The sequence below is a fragment of the Coleofasciculus sp. D1-CHI-01 genome (assembly GCF_040218875.1).
Taxonomy (GTDB): Bacteria; Cyanobacteriota; Cyanobacteriia; order Cyanobacteriales; family Coleofasciculaceae; genus Coleofasciculus.
Window position 1 is genome coordinate 41,770 of record NZ_JAVJQP010000125.1, and the last position, 10,758, is coordinate 52,527.

General features: G+C 46.4%; 8 protein-coding genes. 6 read left to right on the top strand and 2 right to left on the bottom strand.

The window, feature by feature from the left end; translation table 11 throughout:
* Positions 1-209 precede the first annotated feature (209 nt).
* The 4 genes from RIB93_RS22415 to RIB93_RS22430 all read left to right on the top strand — a co-directional run bounded on the left by RIB93_RS22415 (position 210) and on the right by RIB93_RS22430 (position 7,072).
* Positions 210-1,340 carry a tRNA (guanine-N1)-methyltransferase gene (locus RIB93_RS22415; RefSeq protein ID WP_446375777.1) on the top strand — a complete coding sequence of 377 codons (1,131 nt, stop codon included), beginning with the start codon at positions 210-212 and terminating at the stop codon, positions 1,338-1,340.
* 255 nt (positions 1,341-1,595) lie between these two features.
* On the top strand, positions 1,596-2,333 hold the full coding sequence (locus RIB93_RS22420) for a peptidylprolyl isomerase (RefSeq protein ID WP_446375779.1): 738 nt from the start codon (positions 1,596-1,598) through the stop codon (positions 2,331-2,333).
* Positions 2,334-2,390: 57 nt separating this feature from the next.
* Entirely contained in the window at positions 2,391-5,441 is a 3,051-nt protein-coding gene (locus RIB93_RS22425) for a peptidase domain-containing ABC transporter (protein WP_446375781.1), read from the top strand.
* Between the two features lie 89 nt (positions 5,442-5,530).
* Positions 5,531-7,072 carry an HlyD family efflux transporter periplasmic adaptor subunit gene (locus RIB93_RS22430; RefSeq protein WP_446375783.1) on the top strand — a complete coding sequence of 514 codons (1,542 nt, stop codon included), beginning with the start codon at positions 5,531-5,533 and terminating at the stop codon, positions 7,070-7,072.
* Between the two features lie 265 nt (positions 7,073-7,337).
* On the opposite strand, the gene RIB93_RS22435 is transcribed toward RIB93_RS22430, so the two are convergent.
* On the bottom strand, positions 7,338-7,628 hold the full coding sequence (locus tag RIB93_RS22435) for a hypothetical protein (RefSeq protein WP_446375785.1): 291 nt from the start codon (positions 7,626-7,628) through the stop codon (positions 7,338-7,340).
* A gap of 344 nt (positions 7,629-7,972) precedes the next feature.
* Here RIB93_RS22435 and RIB93_RS22440 point away from each other — a divergent pair, with 344 nt between their 5' ends.
* Entirely contained in the window at positions 7,973-9,829 is a 1,857-nt protein-coding gene (locus RIB93_RS22440) for a protein kinase domain-containing protein (protein WP_446375787.1), read from the top strand.
* A gap of 227 nt (positions 9,830-10,056) precedes the next feature.
* Here RIB93_RS22440 and RIB93_RS22445 read toward each other — a convergent pair whose 3' ends face one another.
* Positions 10,057-10,293 (bottom strand): hypothetical protein, encoded by a 237-nt coding sequence (locus tag RIB93_RS22445; RefSeq protein WP_446375789.1) that lies wholly within the window; start codon positions 10,291-10,293, stop codon positions 10,057-10,059.
* 248 nt (positions 10,294-10,541) lie between these two features.
* On the opposite strand from RIB93_RS22445, the gene RIB93_RS22450 reads away from it, so the two are divergent.
* Positions 10,542-10,758, top strand: a 217-nt coding sequence (locus RIB93_RS22450; protein WP_446375791.1) for an ISAs1 family transposase, incomplete at its 3' end; no start/stop codon positions are given.

Here is a 10,758-nt window from a genome sequence, read left to right on the forward strand (position 1 = left end):
CACGGGTGTGATCATGCACCTGGGGGAGCTGGGGGAGCTGGGGAAGCAGGGGAAGCAGGGGAAGCAGGGGAAGGATAAAGTTATATCTTTGAATGCAACTTGGTATAAAGTACAGTCTATCCAAGCAAGATCCCCGACTTCTTTGAGGAGTCGGGGATCTGTTTACATCACTTATTTGAAAAATAATATAAGACTCAAAAGCGCAAACAATGAACCGAAATTTAACCGAACATACAGAAGGCAAAGCCACATTTAAAATTGGTAATGCGTTTTATCGCCCAGAGACGCAAGTGGTGCGAGATTTAGGTATTTTAGCTGCAACAATTTATAAGTCTCAAATCGGTCACTTACGAGTAATTGATGCGATGAGTGGCTGTGGAGTGCGTTCTCTACGCTATAGTTTGGAGAGTCAAGCCGATTGGATCTGGGTGAATGAGGGAAATCCTGAGCTTAACCCGATTTTACAGCAAAATTTAGCAGGGGCGATCGCCACCCATAAAGCCACCCTTACCCATCTCGACGCCAATCAGGTCTTTTTTGAGTGCTATAACCGCCGAGACTACTACGATTTCATCGATGTGGACTGTTTCGGTTCCCCTACTCCCTATCTGGATACCAGCCTCTGGGCGCTGAAACTGGGCGGACTTCTCTATCTCACCAGTACCGATGGGCGTAAACTAACAGGTCATGCTTCAGAAAGCAGTTTGGGGATTTATGGGGCGTATCCCCGCAACCATCCCGCCGCCCAGGAACAAGGATTGCGAGTGGTGATTGGTAAACTCCAGCAGCAAGCCATCGCCAAGGGTTTGGGGATTGCGCCGATTTTCTCCCTGTTTACAGGTCAAACCTATCGCCTGATGGTGCGTTTGGTTAAAACTCAGCCGTTGACGCTGCAAAATTACGGATTTTTGGGTTATTGTCATCACTGTGGCAATTATCAAACTGTGTCCTGGCGTCAATTAGGGCGCGTGGTTTGTGCTTATGACCAAAAATCCCTCACTCTGAGTGGTCCACTGTGGCTGGGTGTGTTGCACAATCAATCTTGGTTAAGACAGATGCAGGGATTAGCTCAAAAGTGGAACTGGTCAAAACGGGTACAACTCCTCAGTCTCATGGAAGCCGAAGCCGATTTCCCGCCCTACTTTTATAGCTTGGCGGAAATTGGACGCCGAGGGCGTTTGGATATCCCCAAACGAGAATCTCTGATTCAAGCGTTGCGCGATCGCGGATATTTCGCCTGTGCTACTCATATTACACCGGGAGCGATTAAAACCAATGCCGATATTCACACTTGTATCGCTGTCGCCCTAAATTCTGTACACTGTACTAAGAAATGTTAACAAGCTTCAAACCCTTACAAAGCGAGGTAGCTTGCTTCTTTTCGGGAGCGAGTAGGGCAATGACAAATGACGAATTATTACCGTTTCACAAAAAAATCAACAAAATTCTCGCCCCAAGGAAAAATCTTAACTTTCATAAACTTTTAATTCATCGTGGTGCTAGAGTATAACGCTGAGTTGAAGCAAGATGTTATCTTGGAAATCGCCCAGTCCATTACCTATTGAAAACACTACCTTGAGAGGCTTCTCACCACGATGACTGCCATTTTAAAGGTTGGCGACCGAACCATCACGGCTGAAGAAGTAATTCCCCTGTTAGCCAAATATCAATTACTCCCTCAGTTATTGCGGGAAATCATTATTGATCAAGCCATTGCCACCCTAGATTGTACCGACGAAGAAAAAAATGCTGCTTGCGAGCAGTTCTATACTAAAAATCAGCTAACTTCCGAGGAAGAGCGTCAAGCTTGGCGATCGCGCCAAGACTTAACCTTAGAACAAGTTGAAGAGTTAGCGGTTCGGGGACTGAAGCTGGAAAAATTTAAACAGGCGACCTGGGGACATAAGATTGAATCTTATTTCCTCAAGCGCAAAGGACGGTTAGATCGAGTAATTTATTCTCTGATTCGGACAAAGGAGGCGGCGATTGCCCAAGAACTCTATTTTCGTATCCAAGAAGGAGAACAATCGTTTAATGAACTTGCCAGGGATTATTCCCAAGGACCAGAGGCGCAAACGGGTGGATTAGTCGGACCTGTGGAACTGAGTACACCCCACCCCACCTTGGCGCAAATGTTAACCGTTAGCCAACCCGGTCAACTTTTGCCCCCCACCCGTTTAGGGGACTGGTTTATCGTCATTCGTTTAGAAAAGTTTTTACCCGTACAACTAGATGATGCCATGCGTCAGCGACTCCTAGATGAAATGTTTACCACCTGGTTAAAAGAACAACTGCGACAACAAATATCCTTAGGTACACCCGTTCAATCCTAAACCCTGTCCAGACGTGCCATGGCACGTCTCTACAATGCAATTCCCTGAGGCTTGCCCATGACCTACACAAAGACAACGATTCAGGATTTTCTGGCGGATATCATTCCCTTCAATCAACTTGAAGCCTCGACGCTAACCAAGTTGGCGGGAAAAAGTCAACTGTTGCGCTATCGCATGGGTCAACCGATCCTGGTGCGAGACAAAATGCCCTCTCAAATCTCGATTCTCTATGAGGGAAAGGCGCGTCTTTTAAGCTACGAACAAACCACGCAAAAACCCGTCACCTTGGACTTGCTGAAACCGGGCGCGATTCTGGGTTGGATCAGTATGATCCGGGGTATCCCTTGTGAAACCGCGATCGCATCAACAGAGGCAGTCTGCTTAACCATCCCCACGGGTCAGTTTTTAGCGCTGATGGCACAGGAACCCACCGCTACCGCCGCGTTCCAAAACCAGTGCAGTGTGATCGAAGCCTTCGAGTTAATTGGTGCGGAGTTGGTGCGCCAAGCCAGTGGGATTATGAATCTCAAAGAACTGGCGAAAAACGCTTACCAAGATGCCCAGGTGCGTTACCTCTATCCCATGACTGACGCCACCGAACTCCTGACACCCGATCGGGTGTGGTTTGTCAGTGGCGGGAGTGTTGTCAAAGATTTTCCCGTAGGGAGTCGGCTGACGCCAGAAGCAATTTCTCAGGGATTGGACATCCAAGGGTCTACCCCCGCCCGGATTGTCGGCTTTCGCGAATCGGATTTAGTCGGGGAAACTGAAACCGAACCCCCAACCACTCCGGTTACAGTGGTTGGCGAACCAACCCCCCTCACCACTGATGATGATCCCTGGCTGGATGATAACAATGGCAACGAGAGTATCCCCTATGCCCCTGATAAACCGCCAGAAGCAACAGAGGACGTAGATCAAACCTCTGACCAACGCCGCAAATATCCCCATGTCCGAGGGAAAGGACTCCTCGATGGTACCCTAGCCTGTTTCCAAATGCTGAGTAAGCATTTAGAAATGCCTTTTCGCCGCGATGTGATTCGTCGGGTACTTAATGAACAGATGCAGCGCACCGGGGGGCTGTCGTTACCCCTGTGCGGGGCGGTGGCGGATTTAATCGGTTTACATGCCCAATTGGTAAATGTACCGCCCCAATCGATTAGTCGCCTACAAACCCCCGCCCTGGTTCCTTGGTATGAAGGCTTTGCCGTTCTCTATGAAGCCAAGCCACGGGAATTGCTGCTGGGCGTGCCAGAATTGGGGATTGTCCGCCGCAAACCTGCTGATTTACTGGATAGTTTACCGAGAAGCGAAGACGGGCAGTCACCGGAAGCGATCCCAGTGTTGCTGGTACAACGGACTAAGCACACGCCGAAGCAACGGTTTGGTTTGCAGTGGTTTCTGCCGTCGCTGGTACGCTATCGCCGCGTCTTAATCTTGGTGTTTATCGCCTCCTTTTTTGTGCAGTTATTTGGACTGGCGAATCCGTTGATGATCCAAGTGATCATCGATAAGGTGATTGTGCAGAACAGTATTGATACGCTGCATGTGCTGGGGGCGTTCCTGGTGATCATTGCCGTTTTTGAGGCGCTATTAACCAGTTTCCGAACGTATCTATTTGTGGATACGACGAACCGGATTGACATGCATCTGGGGTCGGAGATTATTGACCATTTAGTCCGCTTACCGTTGCGGTATTTTGAAAAGCGTCCAGTGGGGGAACTGGCGAGTCGAATTAATGAGTTGGAAAATATTCGTCAGTTTCTGACGGGAACGGCGTTGACGGTGGTGTTAGATGCGGTGTTTTCCGTGTTGTACATCGTCGTCATGTTTATTTATAGCTGGGTGCTAACCATTGTCTCGTTGGGGATTATTCCCCTGTTTGTGTTGTTAACCGTAATTGTTTCACCGATTGTCCGTCGCCAACTGCGAACTAAAGCCGAACGGAACGCCCAGACGCAATCCTATTTAGTCGAAGTCATGTCCGGGATTCAAACCGTAAAAGCGCAAAACATCGAATTGCGAACGCGCTGGCAATGGCAGGAACGCTATGCCCGGTATGTATCGGCAGGGTTTAAGACGGTGCTAACGTCCACAACAGCGGGTTCAGCGAGTAATTTCTTGAATAAACTCTCCGCTTTGTTAGTGCTATGGGTGGGTGCTTATCTGGTGTTAGATGGGCAGTTAACCTTGGGACAATTAATCGCTTTCCGAATTATTTCCGGCTATGTTACCAGTCCCCTACTCCGATTAGCCCAACTGTGGCAGAATTTCCAAGAAACGGCGCTATCCTTAGAACGGTTAAGTGATATTGTGGATAGCCCCCAAGAAGCGGATGAGGCAGATCGCTTAAATATTCCTATGCCGGCGATTCAAGGGGAAGTGGAGTATGAAAATCTATCCTTTCGCTTTGGTACGAGTGGTCCTTGGCAATTAACCAATATTAACCTGCATTTTCCGGCTGGCTTATTTGTCGGAATTGTCGGTCAAAGTGGTTCGGGTAAGAGTACATTAATGAAACTTTTACCCCGTCTCTATGATGTTGATTCCGGCAGAATTCTGATCGACAACTACGATATCTCCAAAGTGGAACTCTATTCTCTGCGTCGTCAGGTAGGGATTGTACCCCAGGATAGTCTACTGTTTGATGGTACGGTACAGGATAATATTGCCCTGACTAATCCTGATGCTAGCGCCGAGGAAATCATTGAAGCTGCTAAAGTCGCCGCCGCTCATGATTTTATTATGGGGTTGTCCAGTGGTTACAATACAAGAGTCGGGGAGCGGGGATCATCCCTATCAGGAGGACAACGCCAGCGAATTGCCATTGCCCGCACGGTACTGCAAAATCCGCGACTTTTAATTCTAGACGAAGCCACCAGCGCCCTTGACTATGACACCGAACGGCAAGTTTGTTTAAATTTAATTGAAGCCTTCAAAGGACGCACTGTCTTTTTCATTACCCACCGTTTAACTACCATTCGCAACAGCGACATCATTTTAATGATGGATAAAGGATCAGTCGTTGAACAAGGAACCCATGACGAACTGATGGCACTGCAAGGGCGCTACTACTGCCTCTATCAACAGCAAGATGCTCAACTTTGATGGTCATTCACAATGCTTATGTTGGTAACCAGTAAGCGAATAACGAATGACAAATGACGAATGACGAATGACGAAGGACTAACCATACCATGAATCAACGCAACGGATCATCCAGCCAACCCCTCGCCGCGCGATCGCCCGCACAGTCGGTGAAAACTACCACCAAAGCCGGAACCACCCGTCGAACGAATCAACCCCCGGAATTTGATCAACCCGTTATCCTGCAACAATCTCCCCTGTGGCCCCGCATGATTGTGGTAGCGATTATTGGGGTGACGACATTAAGTGTCACCTGGGCGTGTTTGGCGAAAATTGAAGAAGCCATTCCCGCCCAAGGGAAACTCGAACCCAAAGCCGCCGTCAAAGAAGTCCAAGCGCCTCAAGGTGGGGTGGTTAAATCGGTGGAGATTGAAGAAGGCGATCGCGTCGAAAAAGGCGATACCCTGCTCACCTTTGACCAAACGGCGGCTCAAGCTCAATTTAAATCCCTCCAGCAAATTCGCGCCGCTTTAATCCAAGAAAATCAATTTTATCAAGCTCAGATGACGGGCAAAGCCGTTGCCATTGATCCGGAAAATCTGCCAGAGAAACTCCCGCCCCAAATTGCCTCACTTACCAAAAATCGGGCGGCTTTAGTGGCAGAAAAGAACTTTTATCAAGCCCAACTCACCGGAAATCCAGCCGGATTAACTCTGGCACAACGGCAACGCTTACAGGCAAGCCAAAACGAGTATAACTCTCGCGTTGCTGCTGCCGAGTTAGAAGTCGAACAACTCAACCGACAACTGACTCAAACCCAAATCCAACTTGCCGATGCTGAACAAGTGTTAGCCTTTAACCAACAAATTACCGATCGCCTAGAAAAACTGTGGCGAGAAGGTGCATTCGGCGAACTCCAGTATCTGCGTCAGAAACAAGACACCGACAGCAGCGCCGCCGAAGTAGCCCGTTTGAGACAAGAACAGGAACGGTTAGAGAAAGCGATTCAGCAAGCCCAGGAACGCAAACAAAACACCATGGCGCTCTCGGAAGAAGAATTGCGAACGCAAATTGCCCAAAACGAACAACGGATTGCTGAAATTGACAGCCAACTCACCAAAATTATTGTTGAGAACCAAAAACGTCTCCAAGAAATCGAGAGCCAACTCAGCCAAATCCAGGTAACGTTAACTAATCAGGAATTACAGGCACCTGAAGGCGGCATCGTGTTTGATCTGCAAGCCAGCCCTGAATTTGTGGCAAACACCAGTGAGCCAGTGCTGAAAATTGTGCCAAATGACACACTGGTTGCCAAAGTTTATATCACCAACCAGGACATTGGTTTTGTCAACGAAGGAATGCCCGTGGATGTCAGGGTTGATTCCTTTCCCTATAGCGAATTTGGGGATGTCAAAGGTAAGTTAGTCCAGATTGGTTCTGATGCTTTACCGCCCAATGAAGTCTACCCGTTTTATCGTTTTCCCGCCGAAATTCGCATGGATAGACAAACCATATTTGTTAACGGTAAAGAAGTGCCCTTACAATCGGGGATGTCGATAAGCGCTAATATCAGGGTACGCAAGCGCCCTGTGATTAGTATCTTCAGCGACTTGTTTATGCGGAAAATTGATAGTGTGAAAACGGTAAGGTAGTCGTTTGTCGGGGTGAGCCAAAACCCTGTAGAGACGTTGCATGCAACGTCTCTATAATCTGTCTGTATATTGATAACTATACATTTTTCTATCCAGATAAATTTCTACATAGACAAATTCTCGAAAATGCAGTGATGAATTATCGTTGAAGTCAATTTTTCCTCTAATAAAACTTTCATATATTCCTCTTTTGTCTCGTTCAAGATTAAATAATTGTACGATTGAAGAGGATTCAATCAAAAGCTGAATTTGCTGAAAATACTCTTCAATCAACAAAATCAATTTCCTCTATAGACTCTTTGTTTTTTTGTAGATGTGTCAACATTCGAGATTCTCCAATCCATTCATCAAAGTCAAAATTATGGGCAAATTCATCATTATTAAATCGGGTGATAAATTCCTCTGTCGATAATTGATACTTGGTTTCAAATGCTTGAAGACGTTCTTGTGTTTTTTTTATGCCTGCGTTAATGCTATGTAATCTTTCCGACAAAGCACTTTGAATAATTTGTCTGAGAGAATCTGGATCTTTTGATCTAAGTTTGAGTTCAGCCATCCTCTTTTGTTTAGATTTTGAAGGAGTTGTTTAATTGTATCGTAGTGCGATCGCGGATTTTGTCGCGGGATTTCCTTGATAAAGCTTTAACCTGAAGTTCTCCCAGCAAAAAGAACGAAACAGCCTCACGGTGAGGCTTTCCGCGATTTTTGAGCCACCCTGCTTATGTACAATCGATGAAACTTATCTCGTTGATGTGGCTCAACCCGCCCCGACTCAATTCAATCGGTTATCCCTAGCGCTAGTATGAAAGGCAGAGCCTCCCTAAAAGCATTCCCTTCTCAAGCCTGGAAACGAGGCGACGAGGCTACGGAGAGCTTCCCTGTTCCCTGTTCCCTTAACGCATGAGTTACTGTATCAACCTCACCTGTCAATCTCCCCAAAACCAGAAGGGGAGTAGGGTTTGTCAAAGCTGTGGGGCAAAATTACGACTAGGCGATCGATATACACCCATTCGCCCAATTGGTCAAGGGGGGTTTGGGAGAACCTTCTTGGCAGTCGATGAATATAAACCCTCGAAACCCCATTGTGTAATTAAACAGGTTTTTCCTCATATTCACGGACATCAAAACCGACAAAAAGTAGCAGAACTCTTTGAACAAGAAGCCGTGCGCCTGGATGAATTAGGTAAACATCCTCAAATTCCGGAACTCTTGGCGCATTTTGAAGCAGAGGGTTGTCAATATTTGGTGCAAGAGTTTATTCAGGGACAGACTTTAGCTGAAAAACTGGCTCAAGAGGGTAGTTTTGATGACACTCAAATTATTAACCTGTTGCAGGATTTATTACCCGTCTTACAATTTATCCACAACCAACAGGTGATTCATCGAGATATTAAACCCGAAAATATTATTCAACGTATTCCATCTTCTCCGTCTCAACTGACTCAAATTTCAGCAACCTCTCAGACAGAATCTGTCACCTCTTTCCAGACTTCTGCCCCCAAACTGGTACTGGTCGATTTTGGTGCCTCTAAGTTTTCCCCTAGAACCGCCCTATCGGTTACCGGAACCGTGATTGGTAGTGTCGGCTATACCGCCCCGGAACAAGCCGCCGGGAAAGCCGTATTTGCTAGCGATATCTATAGTTTAGGTGTAACTTGTATTCATCTTTTAACCAAAACTGATCCCTTTGATCTGTATTCATTCGATGACGGGGTTTGGGTATGGCGAGATATTCTTAACCATCCAATCAGCGAACGGTTAGGTCGCATTCTGGATAAAATGTTGCAAGGTGCGACAAAGCAACGTTATCAGTCAGCGACAGAAGTCCTCTATGACTTAGATGCGGTGACAAATCCATCGTCTTTATCCTTGTATAAAACACCTTCCTTACTTCCAATAAAAAAAGAACTGATTGTCGCTAAACTGGGTGAGGCGAATTATCGACGTATTCGGGATGCGATTAAACAGGCGGAACCTCAGACGCGAATTGTCGTGCGTCCAGGTTTCTATCAGGAAAGTTTAGTAATTGATAAGGACGTGGAGATTGTCGGACAGGGACAACCAGAGGATATTATTATCGAAAGTCGATACCAACCTTGTCTGCAAATTCAGACCGAACAAGCCGTTGTTCGAGGATTAACTCTGCGTCATCAAGATTGGTTTAACGTACAACAGGCAAATGGGATGGGGCGTTTAATTGGTGAACCCTTGCTGAAGCCTTATGCCATTGATATTCCTCAAGGGCAATTAATTTTAGAGGACTGTACGATTATATCCAACGGTATTGCCTGTATCTATATTCACGGCGCGATCGCGAATCCGCAAATCCGCCATTGTCAAATTCAGGGAGGGGCAATGTATGGGATTTTAGTGAGTCAGAATGGTCAGGGATTAATAGAACACTGTACCCTATCAGACCATAATACGGGCGTGTATATTCTTAAAGGCAGTCATCCCACGCTACAGAACTGCAAAATTTATAGAATGCAGCAGGATGGCGTATTTATTGGTTCGGATTGTAAAGTGACGTTAACCGCCTGCGATATTGGCGCAAATGGGGGAGTTGGCGTCACGATTAAAAAAGAGGGTAATGCTAAAATTTGGCAATGTCAGATTAATCGGAATCAGGCACAAGGAATTTATATAGAATCCAATGGTGCCGGTCCGATTGAGGCGTGCGATTTGAGTGGGAATCGGGGTGGGGCTTGGTATATTGCGCCCCAGTGTTCGGTAAATCGGCATGGGAATCGAGAATAGAAGACGCGCCATATTCATGCAGCAAGCCCTACATAAAGACAATGGTAGGGGCGACCCGCCGCATTCAATTCACACCGCCCAGCCCTTAATGCGATCGGGTCGCCCTGGGCTGAGTATCGGGAATGATCAGAAACCACGTACCCTTAGAAAAGGGCGAGTCGAGATAGGTTAATTCTCACACAGGCTACGATATGCAGCGACTCGCCCCTACAACCGCGATAATTCCTCTAACTTTCGTAAGCACGCCCACCTCTAGACAGCGCTGTTGCCAAGGCGATTCCGGGTAAGGTGATCAAGATAGCCCAAGGCGATCGCAACCAGTCTAGCTGTGCCTGTTTTTGCTGATAAGACTCAGACTGCTTATACATACAGGATTGGGCGGAACTAGCTGAACCTAGCACCACACCCGTTGCGATCGCGCTCGTCGCCAAAACAGCCGCTACTACTACTTTAGGTTTCATCATCGTTAAATCTTAAAGGACTTTACTAGGAACGATCCCTGTTCGCACCCATCTTGTCTAGATTTTATATCATGTCAGGCTATTGCAAGTTCTGTTGTTAGCCCTCCCCTTGACAAGCAGGGGGTTTTCAAAGTCCGGGGGAATCTTTAAAATAAAAGTGAACTTTTCCCGGTAAAATTAAGAAAAGCTCACTTTTTTAACTTTCAAAAAAACCATGCTTACTCGCCTAATTGAAGAATTCAAAAAAGTCAATGATTTTCGCAACAAGCGAGGAAAAGCATCCCAATCTTCACAGTGTAATTCGTGTAAAAAGAAAAGGATGGCGGGACAAAAAAGAATGGAATGAGACCTTATATTATATAAGCAGCAAAAAATTACCCGCTCAACTATTCGCCGAAAGAATTCAACAACATTGGGGAATTGAAAATCAAGTACATTGGGTAAAAGATGTAGTTTTCCAAGAAGATA